This is a genomic window from Bradyrhizobium sp. CSS354 (assembly GCF_029051725.1).
In the GTDB taxonomy this organism is placed as follows: domain Bacteria; phylum Pseudomonadota; class Alphaproteobacteria; order Rhizobiales; family Xanthobacteraceae; genus Bradyrhizobium.
Window position 1 is genome coordinate 86,401 of the sequence record NZ_JAACFU010000011.1, and the last position, 15,442, is coordinate 101,842.

A 15,442-nucleotide genomic window follows, 5' to 3' on the forward strand; every position below is an offset into this window, starting at 1 on the left:
CGATCAACGGAACCAGCAGTTCCTGCGCCCCGCCGACCAAGCCAAATTCGACGCAACTCTAGTCTCTGGTATGCCAGATGCAAGACAATTTAGAGCGTCTCTAGAATGATTTAGGAGGCAGGCGGTCGCCCGCCATGTCCCTTTACGCAAGCGTCGGACGGAACCCGATCTCAGGTCTTGCTCATGCACTCTTCGATGTAGAACCAGCGGTCATCGCCGGCGAGGCCCTTGGCTTTCACGTCGGCGCGGCAGGCCTTGAGCTTCGGCTTGTTGGCTGCCCATTTCGCCTTCATGTCTTTCAGCTTCTGCATGGTGAGCTTCATCTTGCCAGGCTTGGCTTCAGTCGTTGCAGCAGGCGGCGGCGTCGCCGTCTGCGCGGATGCGGCATGAAGGCCAGCGACGAGCAGCACGGCCGCAAGGCAAATTCGAGTGCGAAGCATTTCAATCCCCCTAAGTCCCATTGATGTCTAAAAGGCAAACGCCTCGGGACGCTGATGATCAGCGTCCCGCAGCTGTCTCGACGGCGGTCAGAAGATTTTGACCGCGCTCTCCAATGTCTTCCAGACACCCCAAAGTAGGGGAACGCCGACGAAGGCCCAGAACAGCGCCGCCTTGGCGTCAAGCCCGCCAAATCCGATGCCGTAGGAGCCGTGCGGCCCAGCGGCGGCGGCGTTGGCGCTTGCAGCCTGCAACTTGGCGACATCGGCCTCCTTCATGTGCCATTTCGAATCGACCGGCTTGATCAGATAGTTGCAGATCAAACCCGCGATCAGCATCGCACAGAGGATGTACATGGTCGTGTTGTAGAGCTGATCGCGCGGCACGCCTGCCGCGAGCTGGAACTCGCGGATGTAGTTGACGACGACGGGGCCGATGATGCCCGCTGTGGACCACGCCGTCAGCAGCCGGCCATGGATGGCGCCGACGAACTGGGTTCCGAACATGTCGGCGAGGTAGGCCGGCACGGTGGCGAAGCCGCCGCCATACATCGACAGGATGATGCCGAAGCCGAGCACGAACAGGAGCTTCGAACCCATCGCCGCAAAAGTCGGCGCCAGCGCGTAAAGCACGATGCCGAGGATGAAGAACGTATAGTAGGTGTTCTTGCGACCGATCTTGTCCGACAGCGATGCCCAGAAGAAGCGGCCGCCGATGTTGAACAGCGACAGTAATCCGGCGAAGCCCGCGGCGATCGCGGCGATCTGCGCCTTCTGCCCCGCATCGAGCGCGTTGAAGCCCACCTCCGGCAGGCCAATCAGCTTGCCTGCGAAGATCTCCTGGAGCATCGGCGAGGCCATGCCGATCACGCCAATGCCGGCCGAAACGTTCAGGCAGAGCACCCACCAGATCAGCCAGAATTGCGGCGTCTTGTGCGCGTCGTTGAGATGGACGTTGGCCTTCGAGATCATCGCGTTGGCCTTGGACGGCGCGGTCCAGCCCTCGGGCTGCCAGCCGGGCGGCGGCAAGCGATAGCGGAACGCGCCGATCATCATGAACACGAAGTAGATGACGCCCATCGTGACGAAGGTCTCCCAGACGCCGACCGAGGTCGGGGTCTTGAAGTAGTTCATCAAGAGGTTCGCCAGCGGCGCGCCGATCATGGCGCCGCCGCCGAAGCCCATGATGGCCATGCCGGTCGCCATGCCGCGGCGATCCGGGAACCACTTCACCAGTGTCGACACCGGCGAGATATAGCCAAGGCCGAGACCGATGCCGCCGATCACGCCGGAACCCAGCCACAACAGCCAGAGCTGATGGGTGTAAATGCCGATCGCACCGAGGAAGAGGCCGCCGCACCAGCACAGCGCCGAGACGAAGCCGGCCTTGCGCGGGCCTACGCGCTCCAGCCAGCCGCCCCAGACCGCAGCCGCGATACCGAGCAGCACGAAAAAGAGCGTGTACATCCACCCCATGCTGGCGACCTTCCAGTCGCAGCTGGTCGTGAACAGCTCCTGAAACAGCGACATCTCTGCGCACGCCTTCGGCGCGGTCACTCCGATCGCACGCGACAGCGGCAGCCAGAACACCGAGAAGCCGTAGGCCATGCCGATGCAGAGATGGATGCACAGCGCAGCCGGCGGCACCAGCCAGCGATTGAACCCGGCGGTTGCGATGGTCCGCTCGCGATCCAGAAAACCTGCGCCGGCACCCGAAAGTGTTCCAGCGCTCTCGATGGTAGACATGCATTCCTCCCCTAAAGCCGCCCTTCTGAACGGCCTGCCACGACGGTCCTGTTCCTCAGCCCTGCAGCGCAGCCTTTGTCCCTGCTGCCCCGCATAATGATCGACGCGCGCCAGGATCATCACGCGCATCCGAGACGTTTAACCCCTAACCATGGGGACTATGCCCGACGCCACGGCCGGGCTTCTTTCGACGGCCCATTTGCTCCGCGTATCGCAGGCAAGACTCGACCTCCGCATCTCGGCGGAGAACGTCAATTGGGGCAGAAGTGATGATCGATGTCGATAGACAAAAGGTAGGTATCAACCGAGTGACTGCCGGCTAAGTGGGCAGCGCACCATTGATATTTTCTATCGAGCGATCGGCCTTCTCTATCAAGAACACGATGCGCGCGTCGTTGCGCTCGGTGATCTCCACCGTGTCGCCGGTCTCTCGGATCAGGTTCGGAATGTCAATCACCGACAGCGGATCGGTGCAGTACACTTCGAGCTGATCGCCCGGCTGCAGCGGCTTCAGCGCTTTGCGCGTCTTCAGGGCGGGCAGCGGGCATTTCAGTCCGGTGAGATCGAGCGTCGTTCTGGTCATGGGCGCAACATGGCGGGAGGGGTCGATGGCGTCAACGCGAACACAACTCCGGACTCAGAGCAGATCGGCATAGGACAAGAAACCCACGCTCTGCCCGGGCTCGACACGCGTGACCTCCTCATCGAGCTCGATGAGGCCGTCGGTGTCGACCAGCGAGGACAACAGCCCTGCCCCCTCGCGTGGAAACTTGATGGCCTCGAGTGCGCCGTCCTGCGTGCGCCGCAAGGAGGCGCGAACATATTCGCGACGCCCCACCTTCTTCTTGTAGGTGAATGCCGCGCGCACCGGGATCGGCAACAGCGGCGCCGGCAGGCTGCCCGCAAGCGCCAGCACCGTCGGCCGCACCACATGCACGAAGGTGACGAAACTCGCGACGGGATTGCCCGGCAATCCGATCAGCGGCGTGCCCTCGATGATGCCCATCGCCACGGGCCGTCCCGGCTTGATCGCCATCCTCCAAAACACCAGCGAGCCGATGCTCTCGACCGCCGCCTTGACGTGATCCTCTTCCCCCGTCGAGACGCCGCCAGTGGTGAGGATCAGATCGTGCGTACCAGCGACTTGCTTCAAGCCATTCGCGAGCAACGCCCGCTCGTCGCGCAAGATGCCGAGATCGCTGACGTCGCAGCCGAGCCGGCGCAGCATCGCCATCAGCATGAAGCGATTGGAATCGAACAGCTGCGAGGCCGCGCGCGGCTCGCCGGGCGAGGCCAGTTCGTCACCGGTCGAGAATACTGCGACGCGGATGCGCCTGACGACGTCGAGCCTGACAAGGCCGAACGCCGCCGCAAGCGCGACATGTTGCGGCAGCAAGCGCTGGCCTGCGCGCAGCGCGATGTGGCCCTGGGGAATGTCCTCTCCCGCAGGGCGGACGTTCGCGCCTGGCTTCAGCCCCGGCGGCAGCACAATTCGGCCGGCGTCATCGACGCGGACATCTTCCTGCATGAAGACGGTTTCGGCATCCGGCGGCATCGGCGCGCCGGTGAAGATGCGCGCGGTGTGGCCGGCCTTGATCGGCGCCAGTGCCAGACCTCCGGCCTGGATGCGGCCGTCGAGCGGGAGTGCCCGTTCAACGCCGTCCGGAATATCTGCGTTGCGCACGGCGTAGCCATCGACGGCGGAGTTGGTGAACGGCGGCAACGGCAGCGGCGCCGCGATATCGCGGGCCAGCACACGACCATCAGCATCGACAAGCGCCACGGTTTCGAGATCGACTATGGCGTTGACGCGCGTCGTGATCAGACCAACGGCCTCGTCGACCGACATCATCGGTCCGCCGGAGGCAAAACAATCGTCCGACAGTTGTGCCATGGTGCCTCGTCAGCGCATCGCGGCGCTTTTCGCGACCGCTTCCTCGACCGGCATCGCCGCGCGAAGCAGCAATTCCGCGGCTGCGGCGATATCGTCGAGATGGACGGTCGGCAGTCGGGTTTCAATGGCAACGTCAGCCGCGATCCCGAAAATTCCGGGATCATCGGGAAACAGCAACGGCTTGTCGTTGGCGGCGCGATGCACTTCGATCTTGCGATGCGGCTCGCGCTTGAAACCCTCGACCACGACGAGATCGACGGCCGACAATTTGCTCAACAGTTCCGGCAGACGCGGCTCCATCGCCCCGCGCAATTCGTGCATCAGGGCCCAGCGATTTGACGAAGCAACCAGCACCTCGGCCGCGCCGGCCTCGCGATGGCGCCAGGAATCCTTGCCGGGAACGTCGACGTCGAACTGGTGATGCGCATGCTTGATGACCGAGACGCGCAAGCCAAGCGCATTGAAATGCGGGATCAGCCGCGTCAACAGCGTGGTCTTGCCCGCACCGCTCCAGCCTGCAAGGCCGATGACTTTCATTCCAGCTCCGTCTCCGCGAGCGACCCGGTCCTTGATGGAACCACTCTCTCCTCCGTCATTGCGAGCGCAGCGAAGCAATCCAGGAATGCATCCACGGCGGCAGCCTGGATTGCTTCGCTTCGCTCGCAATGACGAATAGGCGGCATTTCGTTCTCTCGCTAGCATGCTTATATCGGCTTGACCCGAATGTCATGCTAACGTCGCGGCCATGATGAAGATCGACAAAGCCCCAGCGCCCCTGATCGTCCCCGACACCGAGGACCCGCGCCTCACCGAGAGCGTGACCGGGACCGACCAGTCCGGAGCCAGGATCGAGATCAAGGTGCCGGTGGAGCGCCCGCTGACGCTCTACCTGAATTCGCAGGAGATCGTCACCATGATGACGATCGGCGACTATCCGGAATATCTGGCGCTGGGCTATTTGCTCAACCAGAACATGCTGAAATATAACGACGCGGTCACCGAGGTCGAATACGACGACGACCTCCAGGTGGTGGTGGTGCGCACCGAGCACCACACCAATTTCGAAGCCAAGCTGAAGAAGCGCACGCAGACTTCGGGCTGCGCGCAGGGCACCGCCTTCGGCGATCTGCTAGAGGCGGTCGAGAGCGTCGCGTTGCCGAAGGCGGAGCTGCGTACCTCCTGGCTCTACCAGATGACTCAGACCATCAACACGATGCCCTCGCTCTATCTGGAGGCCGGTGCGATCCACGGCTGCGTGCTCTGCAGGGAGGGCGAGCCGCTCTGCTACACCGAGGATGTCGGCCGTCACAACGCCGTCGACAAGATCGCGGGCTGGATGTACCGCCACGGCGTCGATGCGTCCGACAAGATCCTCTACACCACGGGACGGCTCACCTCCGAGATGGTGATCAAGACGGTCCGCATGGGAATTCCAATTTTGGTATCGCGCTCCGGCTTCACCGCCTGGGGCGTCGATCTCGCCCGGCAGGTGGGCTTGACGCTGGTCGGCCGCGCACGCGGCAAACGGTTCATCGCGTTGTCGGGGCAAGAGCGCATCGTCTACGACCAGAACCTCGCTTATGTCGAGGAGGAATCGGCCAAGCACAAGCGCAAGGGTGAAGGTGGTGACGATTAGCTTTCCGACCACGCAAGGCGTGCTGCTCGCCGGCGGCCTCGCGCGGCGCATGGGCGGCGGCGACAAGCCGATGCGCACCATCGGTGGCCGCACCATCCTGGAACGCGTGATCGCGCGCCTATCGCCCCAATGCAGCGGGCTGATCCTCAATGCCAACGGCGATCCCGCCCGCTTCGCCGCGTTCGGTTTGCAGGTCGTCGCCGACGACGTGCCCGGCTTTCCCGGTCCGCTCGCCGGCATCCTGGCCGCGCTCGACTGGACCGCGGCGAACCGGCCTGAGGTAGAGTGGGTGCTCAGTGCCGCCGGCGATTGCCCGTTCCTGCCGCGCAATCTGGTCGCGCGCTTGCATGAAGAACGCCTCGCCGCGAATGCCGAGCTCGCCGTCGCGGCATCAGGCGGCCAGTCGCATCCGGTGATAGGCTTGTGGCGCGTTGGCTTGCGCGACGAACTGCGTCACGCGCTGGTGGTCGAGGATCTCCGCAAGATCGACCGCTGGACCGCGCGCTACCCGCTCGCGACGGTGACGTGGCAGACCGAGCCGCTCGATGCGTTCTTCAATGCCAACACGGTCGAGGATATCGCGGAAGCCGAGCGGCTGGCCGCACTGGATGCGGCGTCTTAATCAAGCTCTACGCCGGCCGGAAGCCGGCGCGCTCCAGTGCCGCACGCGCCTCGTCCGAGCTGAGTGCGGCGAGAAAGGCCTGCACCGCAGGACGCTGCTTGCGCGCTGTGACCAGCGCGAAGTCGTAATGTTCCTCCGCGAGGGGAATGAAACCGAGGCCGACCGCATGGGCGACTGGCGCAATGGTCATGCCCCAGTCGGCGCGGTGCTGTGCGACCGCCGCGGCCACCGCATTGTGCGAGCGTGGCTGGTTCCAATAGCCTTCCGGGCGCGCACCACCGAGCAAGCGATCGATCAGGATGCGCGTGCCGGCGCCCTGGTTGCGGTTGACCATGATGCAGGAGGGATCAGCGAGCGCCGCGACGACGGCGTCCTTCGCGCTGTGGCCTTCGAAACGCTTGTCTCCCTTGCGGAACACGATGCCCTGCATCCTTCGCCAGCCTGGCACGAGCTCGAGTCCTTCGACGAGGTAAGGCGTATTGTAGGTCTCGGTCCTGTCGTCGAATAGATGGATCGGCGCCAGATCGCATTCGCCGCGCCGTGCCGCCGCAAGTCCGCCGAGACTGCCGACCGCGATCGAACGCACGGTCAGGCCGGCATGCGCGAGTTGCGCCGTGACGAGATCGAGTCCGGTACAATGGCTGCCGACGATGACGAGATCGGGCACCCGCACGTGCGGCGTGAAGAGCGTCACCTCGGCCTCGGTTCCGGCCGGCATCTGGTCGGCGAGCGCGTCGATGCGCAGAAAACCGTCGGCCTGCGCGAACGACGTGATCGCACCGGATCCCTTGCCGGAGGGATAGGCGATCAAGCCGTCCTTGCCTTCCACCAGCGAGACCATGACGAATTCGGTGCGGCCGAGCTCGGACGCAATGCGCACCGGCACGGTCGCGCTCACCCTGGCATCGGCGCGTGGGGGCAATCCCGCAATCTTGCGCAGCACGGGCACGATCATGTCGTGGAAGGTGAACATCGCCGAGGTCGGAAAACCCGGCAGGATCACCACCGGCTTGCCGTCGCACACCGCAAGACACAGCGGCTTGCCGGGCTTGAGCGCGATGCCATGCGCGATGATGCCGGGCTGGCCGAGCCGGCCGATGATGCGATGGGAGAGATCGCCCGCGCCTTTCGACGTGCCGCCGGAGAGCACCAGCATGTCGGCGTCCGCAAGCGCACGCCGCATGGCGGCTTCGAGCTGGGCTTCGTCGTCGGGAATGGCGCCGAGGAACACCGCTTCACCGCCGTTCTCGTCGATCGCAGCAGTGACGATCGCGCCGTTGGTGTCGTAGATCGCAGCAGGCGCGAGCACCTCGCCCGGCTGAACCAGTTCGTCGCCGGTGGAGATCACGGCCACACGAGGTTTGCGCACGACGCGCACTTCGGCAATACCGCAAGCCGCCAGCATGCCGACCTCGCGCGAGCCGATGATCGTGCCGGCGCGCAGCAGCGCCTCGCCGCGCGCGATATCGGATCCTGCGTAGGATATGAATTGCCCGGGCGAGGCCGCGCGACGGACCTCGATCGCACCCGATCCGGCCGGCTGGGTATGCTCGACCATGACCACGGCATCGGCACCGCGCGGCAGCGGACCGCCGGTGGCAATCGCCGTTGCCGTTCCCGCCGCCACTTGCAGCGCCGGGACGGTGCCGCAGTGAATGGTCTCGCCATTCAACCCGAGGCGAACCGGCGCGCCTTCGCCGGCTGTCGCAAGGTCCGCCGAGCGCACCGCAAAGCCGTCGACATTGGAACGGTCGAACGGCGGCACGTCGATCGGCGCAGTGATGTCGTCAGCGAGCGACGCACCGAGCGCAGCACCGAGTTTGCGCGTTTCGCTCAAAAGAGCGCGCGGGAACAGCGCGGCCTCGAAGCGAGCCAGGGCCTCCTCGCGGGAAAGGATTTTGAGGAACTGTTCCTGTTCGAGCGCGCTGCGGACTTGCGATTGCGGGATCACGGTCATGCTAAACCCATATCATTCCCGCATTAGATAGGCATCGACCGGCGCGCCCGCTGCAAATCCCTCGTGACTGGCGGGAACGAGCAGCCATGCATCCGCACGGGCAATTGCCTGGAGCGGCCATTCTCCTACCGCAAGCGGCACCCACGCACGATGTTCCTCGGCCAGCAGGACCATTTCGGCGATGCCGACGCTGGATGCAATTTTTCGCGCGAGCGGCAAGTTCATCTGTCGGCGCGGCAGCCGCGCCGATAGCCGGTCTACGAGCGGCCGCACGAGCGCGAGCCAGACCGCGAGCGCATGATCCGGCGATCCGGGCAAGGCGACGACAGGAATGGTTCCGAGCCGCCCGACCGCGGCGGTGCGTCCGGGCTGGAGCGCAAGACCATGGGCGATCACGTCACCATGCTGGGCCAGCGCCGTGGCCGCTGCATCCTTGCGACCGACACCGCTGCCGCCGATCGTCAGCAGGAGATCGCAGGTGGGCGCACCGAATGCCGCCGCGATCGATCCCGCATCGCGCGCGCCGGCCTCGCTCGTTTGCACATCCAGTCCTGCGGCGCGTGCGATGTCCGCAATCAAATGCATGGTCACTGTTGCACCTGATACATTGGCAATGCCCAGTCGCGGGCGGCGCACGCTCAGCCGGTCCAGTCCGGCAGCACGCGCGAGCAACAGAGCGGCAGGACAGATCGGATTCCCCTCTGCCGCGGCAGGCGTTCGTCCGTCAATGTCGCTTCCCGCACGCCTGACGCCCTGCCCCGGCACGCCCTCCGCCAGCACCTGGGCGAGCGGACCAGACAGCTCGACTGCGTCGGCATCGAGCACGCAGTCGCATCCCGCGGGCATCGCGTCGCCGGCATCGACCCAGGCGGGCGCCGTTGCGAGAGGCAGCGGTGAATAGGAGGACGCACCGACCAGATCATTGGCGCATAACGCCCAGCCGTCCGCGGCAGCGACGTCGCGAGGCGGTCGGGCTGCGAGCAGCGGATTGCCGGCCGCGATACAGCCGGCCGCTTCACTCAGCGGCAACTCCACCGGCGCGAGCGGATCAAGCCCTGTCAGCAACGCAGCGAGCGCGGCGTCGAGCGGCGTCAGCGATTGCGGCAGGCGCTGGGTCATGCGCATGGTGGACCACGCATCGCCCGGTTTGGCAACCGCTGGCGATACGAACGTCAGCCGCCCGACTTGTCCGCATTGGGGAAGAATAGTTGTTGTCCGTCGACCTTGTATCCGGCGATCGTCGCCTGTCCGTCGGGCGAGATCAGCCAGTCGACGAAGTCTTGCCCCAGCTCCTTCTTGACGTTCGGAAACTTCGCGGGGTTCACCAGCATCACGCCGTACTGATTGAGCAGCCGCTTGTCGCCTTCGACGACGATGTCGAGATCGCCGCGTTCCCGAAAAGCGATCCAGCTGCCACGGTCGGACAGCACATAGGCGTTCGCCGCGCGCGCTGCGTCGAGGGCTGAGGCCATGTCCTGCTTGGCTTCGCGATACCAGGCACCCTTGGTGCGGGCGATGTCGATGCCGGCAACGATCCAGAGCGCGAGCTCCGCGGCATGCGTGCCCGAGCGGTCCCCGCGCGTCACGAACGGCACGCCCTTGGCCTCGATCGCCTTCAGCGCGGTCGCGATGTCCTTGCCCTTGACGCCGGCGGGGTCGCTCTTCGGACCGATCAGTACATAGTCGTTGTACATCACGTCAAAGCGCTTCACCGCAAAACCGTCGGCAACGAATTTCTCCTCCTGCGGCCGCGCATGCATCAGCACGACGTCGACTTCGCCCCTTCGTGCCCCCTCGAGCACCTCGTCGGCGCGCCGCGCGATCACCGTCACCTCGATGCCGGTCTTGTCACGGAATATCGGCAGCAGATAGTCGAGCAGGCCGGACTCCTGCGTCGCTGAGGTCGTGGCGAGCACGATCGCGCGGTCCTCCGCGGATGACGCCGCAACGCCTGCGGCGAGGCCGCAGACAAGCGCGAATGCAACAGAGAGGCGGCGGACGGCCATGATCGGGTTCCCACTGGCTATGACGCGATCATGATGATGATCGATTGCGCCGCACTCGTGACGCGGTTGCTCGTTGCAGCGCCGGATACGAACAACAAAAGATAGAGCGCGGATCAAACCACTACCGGCGACAGACTTACCCTGCGCACCGCGCGCCGACAATTCGGGAAATCTCGGCAACGGCGGAGCGGCATGCCGATTGCAGTTGCGCACGCGACAGCCGCACAATCCGCACCACGCGAGCGATTCAGGATCGTTCACCAAAGCAGGGATCGCGCGTGAGGATGTGTTGCAAAGCAGCGAGATGATCGGGCATGGTCGTGGCGGACAAAACTTGAAATGCAGAATTCCACCTGCGTCGAACGTCAAAAAGAAGCAAGAATTTGCATAGGAATGCAGGATGGAATTCCTGACGACCAGCGAAGCCGCCGACTATCTTCGGCTCGGCGAACGCAAGCTATACGAACTCGTCACCACCGGTGCGATCCCCTGCACCAAGGTGACCGGAAAGTGGCTCTTCCCGCGGCACGAGCTCGACCTCTGGGTGCTGTCCGGACTGGCGCGTCCGGCCGGCATGCTGATCGCCGAGCCGCCGCCGGTCGTCGGCGGCAGCCAGGACGAGCTTCTGGATTGGGGTCTGCGCGAATCCGGCTCGGGGCTGGGATCGATGAGCGAGGGCAGCGCGCGCGGGCTCAAGCGACTGCAGCGGGACGAGGTGATGGCCGTGGCAATGCACTTCCACAGCCTCGATGCCGGCGGCAATCTCGCCGCCGACGCCAATGCGACGGTCCTGCGAGATGCTCCGGACCTGCATGATGCATTGCTGGTCGCGTTCGTGCGCCGCGAGCAGGGTCTCGTGCTGCCGCCGGGCAATCCCAAGCGGCTGCGCGGCCTGTCCGACGTACTCGCGCTCGGGGCCAGGATGGCGATGCGGCAACAGGGCACGGGCGCGCAAATGCTACTGGATGTGCTGCTGAAGCGCGCCGGCGCTTCGACGCGCGATTTGCGCCGGATCGAGACGCCGGCCCTGACCGGGCCGGATCTCGCGGAGATCGTCCGCGCGGGACAAGCCGATTGCGGAATCGCGACGCGTGCGTCGGCGCGCTCGGCCGGCCTCGATTTCGTGCCGCTGGTCTGGGAGAACTTCGACCTCGCGATGCGGCAGCGCAGCTACTTCCGCCCCGCCATGCAGGGCCTGATCCGGTTCCTCAGCGAAAAGCGGTTGCTCCAGCGCGCCGAGGAGCTGACCGGCTACGATCCCTCGCCGGCCGGACAGATCCGCTTCGCCGGCTGACGTTGACGCCCGCCCCCAAATAGTTGCAAAAGAAACCAATTCAGCCGGGCATACCCGGGGCACACCGGCCAACGCGCCGGATCAGGGGAGGACAAACGTGAAGCCAACGAGATTTGGACTGCCGGTCGCTGCCGGCTTTGCAGCGACGTTCGTGGCAGCAACACTGCTGCCGGGCGCCGCATTGGCGCAGGTGTCCGACGACGTCGTCAAGATCGGCGTGCTCACCGACATGAACGGTCCGGCCTCGGCGCCGACCGGCCAGGGCTCGGTGACGGCGGCGCAGATGGCGATCGACGATTTCGGCGGCACCGTGCTCGGCAAGCCGATCAGCATCGTCGTCGGCGACCACCAGCTCAAGGCCGATATCGGCGGCGCGATTGCACGGCGCTGGTACGACGTCGACCAGGTCGATCTGATCGTCGACGTGCCTGTCTCCGCGGTCGGACTCGCGGTGCAGAACATGGCCAACGAGAAGAAGCGGCTGTTCATCACCCACTCCACCGGCACCGCGGACTTCCACGGCAAGTTCTGTTCGCCTTACGCGATCCAGTGGGTGTTCGACACCCGCGCGCTCGCGGTCGGCACCGCGGACGCGGTGGTCAAGCGCGGCGGCGACAGCTGGTTCTTCATCACCGACGACTATGCCTTCGGCCATTCGCTGGAGCGCGACGCCTCGGCGGTGGTGACCGCCAATGGCGGCAAGGTGCTGGGCTCGGTGAAGCCGCCGCTGGCAACCCCCGACCTCTCCTCGTTCGTGCTGCAGGCGCAGGCCTCGAAGGCCAAGATCATCGGCATCGCGGCGGGTCCGCCCAACAACATGAACGAGATCAAGACCGGCTCCGAATTCGGCGTGTTCAAGGGCGGCCAGCAGATGGCGGCACTGCTGGCGCTGATCACCGACATTCATGGCCTCGGCCTGCAGGCCGCCCAAGGGCTGTTGCTGACGACCTCGTTCTATTGGGACCTGGACGACAAGACCCGCGAATGGTCGAAGCGCTACTTCGCCAAGATGAACAAGATGCCGTCGATGTGGCAGGCCGGCGTCTATTCGAGCGTGATGCACTATCTCAACGCCATCAAGGACACCGGCACCGACGATCCGCTCAAGGTCGCCGCCAAGATGCGGGAAAAGCCGATCGAGGATTTCTTCGCCCGCAACGGCCGCTTACGCGATGACAATCTGATGGTGCACGACCTCTGGCTGGTGCAGGTGAAGACGCCGGAGGAAAGCAAATATCCGTGGGACTATTACAAGATCCTCACGACGATCTCGGGCGACAAGGCGTTCGGTCCGCCGGACCCGGCATGCGCGATGGTGAAGAAATGACCGCGTAGCGACGCGCGAGAGAAGTCGTCATGGCCGGGCTTGTCCCGGCCATCCACGATCTCCGTGCGGCCAAGAACGTGGATGCCCGGGACAAGCCCGGGCATGACGATTGTGGGTACAGCCGCTCGCTACTTCAGCACTCCGATTTCGCGGAAGTATTTTGCGGCGCCGGGATGGATCAACTCCGGCTTCGGCGCGGCGGCGACGGTGTTCGCGGCCGTGGTCTCGCAGGCCTGGGCGAGCTGCTTGCAGAATGTCGGCTCGACACTGTGGAGCGTCTTCGCCAGCCGATAGGCGACATCGTCGGGCAGATCTTCGCGCGTCAGCACAAAGCTCCAGGAGCCGAGCGAGGCGATCGGCTCGGATTGGTTCGGGTAGCTGCCGGCGGGCACGGTGAGCGGCTTCAGGAACGCGTGCTTGGCGCGGATGCGCGCGATCTCCTCGGTGTCAGGCGCGATGAAGCGCGCGCCTGACGCGCTCGAGGCGACCGCGGCGAAGCCGGGCCAGCCGATGCCGGCGCCTCAGAGTGCTGCGACGCGGCCATCCTCGACCATCGCGGGGCCGTCGCCGGCGCGGTCGAGATAGACGGCCTTGAAGTCCTCGTCCTGCTTCAAACCCAGACCATCCAGCACATAGCGCGCCAGGATCGGCAGGCCGGAGCCCTTGGCGCCGAACGCGACCGGCTGACCGACCAGATCGCGGATGGTCTTGTAGGGACTGTCCGCGCGCACCACGAACATGCCGGGATTGGAATAGATCGCCGTGAGAATTTTCAGCCGCACCGGCGCGCGGCCGATGCCGGCGAAGGCTTCATAGGCCGGCTCGCCCGCCACCAACGCGAGATCGAGCTCGCCCTTCTCCAAGAGCGGAATGTTCTCGTTGCTGCCCTTGGTGTTGCGCGGGGCGATGATCACTTGCGGATCGGCCGCGTTCATCGCCTGCGCAAAGGCGTTGCCATAGAGCGGAAAGCCGCCGCCGGGCGTCGCGGTGCCCAAGCTGATCGTCAGGCTGGGTGTCGTGGTCGGAATGGCGTTGCCTCCGGTTTGAGCGGCGGCGGGGCTTGAAAGCAGCGCCGCGCCGAGAACAAGGGTGATCGCGAATCTCATGGTCGGTCCCGGAGGGGGCGCGTCAACATCGACTTGCGACGATGTAGGCAGCGCCCCGATTTTGTGAAAGCATGCAGCCCAACGACAATAGAACAATGGGAGGCGTCATGTTGCGAATTTTGCGTAACAGTGTTTTCGGGCTGGTTTTCCTTTCAACGCTGTTGGGCGCCGCACCTCCCGCCTCCGCCGCTTATCCCGACCGTCCCGTGCACTGGCTGATCGGCTTTTCCGCCGGCGGCCCGGTCGACATCGTGGCGCGGATCATGGCGCAGTGGCTGACCGACCGCCTCGGCCAGCAATTCATCGTCGAGAACCGCACCGGCTCGGGCGGCAACATCGCGGCCGCTGCCGCGATCGCCTCACCGCCGGACGGCTACACGCTGCTGTTCGTCGCGCCCAACAACGCGATCTCGACCTCGCTCTACAAGAAGCTGCCGTTCGACTTTTTGCGCGACACCGTGCCGGTCGCGAGCATCATGCAGCTCACCAACATGCTGGTCGTCTCCAACGCGTTTCCCGCCAAGACGGTTCAGGAGTTCATCGACTACTGCAAGGCCAATCCCGGCAAGATCTCCTTTGCCTCCTCCGGCAACGGCACCTCGGTGCACATGTCGGCGGAGCTGTTCAAGGTGATGTCCAAGTGCGACATGGTGCACGTGCCCTATCGGGGATCTGCGATCGCGTTCCCCGACATCATCTCCAACAAGGTGCAGCTGATCTTCGACAACCTCCCCTCCGCGATGGAGCAGGCCAAGGGCGGCAATGTCCGCGCGCTCGGCGTCACCTCGCCGCAGCGCTGGCCGAGCGTGCCCGACGTGCCCGCGATCGCCGAGACGTTGCCCGGATTCGAATCGGTCGGCTTCTACGGCATCTCCGCGCCGAAGGGCACGCCGCAGGACGTGATCGAGACCCTCAACAAGGCCGTCAACGAGGCGCTGAAGGACCCGAAGCTGGTCGCGCGCCTCACCGAGACCGGCGGCATCCCCAAGCCGATGACGCCGGCCGAGTTCGGCAAGCTGGTCACCGGCGAGACCGAGAAGTGGCGCAAGGTGGTGGAGTTCGCCGGCGTGTCGGTGGACTAACGTCGCGGAACTGCCGCGCGCCTGCAGCGCGCCAACGCGACATCGGAGGGGATCGGAAGACCCCCTCCCAACAAAATGTGCGAAAACAACCCCATGCATAGTAGAAATAACGCGCAACTACAAGGGGTTACAGAATCGAAAAAACGAGCTCCCTGGCGCGATTGCCCGCGGCGGGGCGAAGGCTCGGCGAGGTGGGCTTGCGCCGTCGGGCAAAACAGGACTATAAGGGCATTATCGCGAATTTCGGTTATTCAAAAATACCAGACCTTGCCGCACCGGCGTTTCCATCCGCCGGTGCCAGCATTGCACCCCCGCCTCCGTCCCTGTAAACGAAC

At 64.9% G+C, this 15,442-nt stretch carries 13 protein-coding genes and 1 pseudogene; 5 read left to right on the plus strand and 9 right to left on the minus strand.

Annotated features, from left to right (window positions below; genetic code table 11):
* Window positions 1-170: 170 nt before the first annotated feature.
* The 5 genes from GWG67_RS25430 to mobB form a co-directional block, all read right to left on the minus strand.
* Window positions 171-440, minus strand: a complete 270-nt coding sequence (locus tag GWG67_RS25430; RefSeq protein ID WP_275172107.1) for a hypothetical protein — start codon at window positions 438-440, stop codon at window positions 171-173.
* Window positions 441-527: 87 nt separating this feature from the next.
* A complete protein-coding gene (locus tag GWG67_RS25435; protein ID WP_275172108.1) occupies window positions 528-2,183 on the minus strand; it encodes an OFA family MFS transporter in 1,656 nt (551 codons plus the stop codon).
* Between the two features lie 319 nt (window positions 2,184-2,502).
* Window positions 2,503-2,766 carry a sulfurtransferase TusA family protein gene (locus GWG67_RS25440; protein ID WP_007606513.1) on the minus strand — a complete coding sequence of 88 codons (264 nt, stop codon included), beginning with the start codon at window positions 2,764-2,766 and terminating at the stop codon, window positions 2,503-2,505.
* A 54-nt stretch (window positions 2,767-2,820) separates the two neighbouring features.
* Entirely contained in the window at window positions 2,821-4,077 is a 1,257-nt protein-coding gene (gene glp / locus GWG67_RS25445) for a gephyrin-like molybdotransferase Glp (RefSeq protein ID WP_275172109.1), read from the minus strand.
* A gap of 9 nt (window positions 4,078-4,086) precedes the next feature.
* Window positions 4,087-4,614, minus strand: a complete 528-nt coding sequence (mobB, locus tag GWG67_RS25450) for a molybdopterin-guanine dinucleotide biosynthesis protein B (protein ID WP_275172110.1) — start codon at window positions 4,612-4,614, stop codon at window positions 4,087-4,089.
* Between the two features lie 208 nt (window positions 4,615-4,822).
* Here mobB and fdhD point away from each other — a divergent pair, with 208 nt between their 5' ends.
* Window positions 4,823-5,713, plus strand: coding sequence for a formate dehydrogenase accessory sulfurtransferase FdhD (gene fdhD / locus GWG67_RS25455; protein WP_275172111.1), 891 nt, complete (start codon window positions 4,823-4,825; stop codon window positions 5,711-5,713).
* A complete protein-coding gene (mobA, locus tag GWG67_RS25460) occupies window positions 5,658-6,335 on the plus strand; it encodes a molybdenum cofactor guanylyltransferase MobA (protein WP_275172113.1) in 678 nt (225 codons plus the stop codon). Before fdhD ends, mobA begins: the two co-directional genes overlap by 56 nt.
* 7 nt (window positions 6,336-6,342) lie before the next feature.
* On the opposite strand, the gene GWG67_RS25465 is transcribed toward mobA, so the two are convergent.
* Genes GWG67_RS25465 through GWG67_RS25475 form a run of 3 tightly spaced genes read right to left on the minus strand, consistent with a single transcriptional unit; the run spans window position 6,343 to window position 10,298 of the window.
* Window positions 6,343-8,292, minus strand: a complete 1,950-nt coding sequence (locus GWG67_RS25465) for a molybdopterin biosynthesis protein (RefSeq protein WP_275172114.1) — start codon at window positions 8,290-8,292, stop codon at window positions 6,343-6,345.
* 12 nt (window positions 8,293-8,304) lie between these two features.
* Window positions 8,305-9,411 carry a molybdopterin-binding protein gene (locus tag GWG67_RS25470; protein WP_275172224.1) on the minus strand — a complete coding sequence of 369 codons (1,107 nt, stop codon included), beginning with the start codon at window positions 9,409-9,411 and terminating at the stop codon, window positions 8,305-8,307.
* Between the two features lie 53 nt (window positions 9,412-9,464).
* Window positions 9,465-10,298, minus strand: a complete 834-nt coding sequence (locus GWG67_RS25475) for a substrate-binding domain-containing protein (RefSeq protein ID WP_275172116.1) — start codon at window positions 10,296-10,298, stop codon at window positions 9,465-9,467.
* Window positions 10,299-10,698: 400 nt separating this feature from the next.
* Here GWG67_RS25475 and GWG67_RS25480 point away from each other — a divergent pair, with 400 nt between their 5' ends.
* Window positions 10,699-11,592, plus strand: a complete 894-nt coding sequence (locus GWG67_RS25480) for a helix-turn-helix transcriptional regulator (protein WP_275172117.1) — start codon at window positions 10,699-10,701, stop codon at window positions 11,590-11,592.
* Window positions 11,593-11,689: 97 nt separating this feature from the next.
* Window positions 11,690-12,919, plus strand: a complete 1,230-nt coding sequence (locus tag GWG67_RS25485; RefSeq protein ID WP_275172119.1) for an ABC transporter substrate-binding protein — start codon at window positions 11,690-11,692, stop codon at window positions 12,917-12,919.
* A 128-nt stretch (window positions 12,920-13,047) separates the two neighbouring features.
* On the opposite strand, the pseudogene GWG67_RS25490 reads toward GWG67_RS25485, so the two are convergent.
* Window positions 13,048-14,025: pseudogene (locus tag GWG67_RS25490) on the minus strand (TAXI family TRAP transporter solute-binding subunit).
* Window positions 14,026-14,132: 107 nt separating this feature from the next.
* On the opposite strand from GWG67_RS25490, the gene GWG67_RS25495 reads away from it, so the two are divergent.
* Complete coding sequence (locus GWG67_RS25495) at window positions 14,133-15,107, plus strand: tripartite tricarboxylate transporter substrate binding protein (protein WP_275172121.1); 975 nt, start codon at window positions 14,133-14,135, stop codon at window positions 15,105-15,107.
* Window positions 15,108-15,442: the final 335 nt, after the last annotated feature.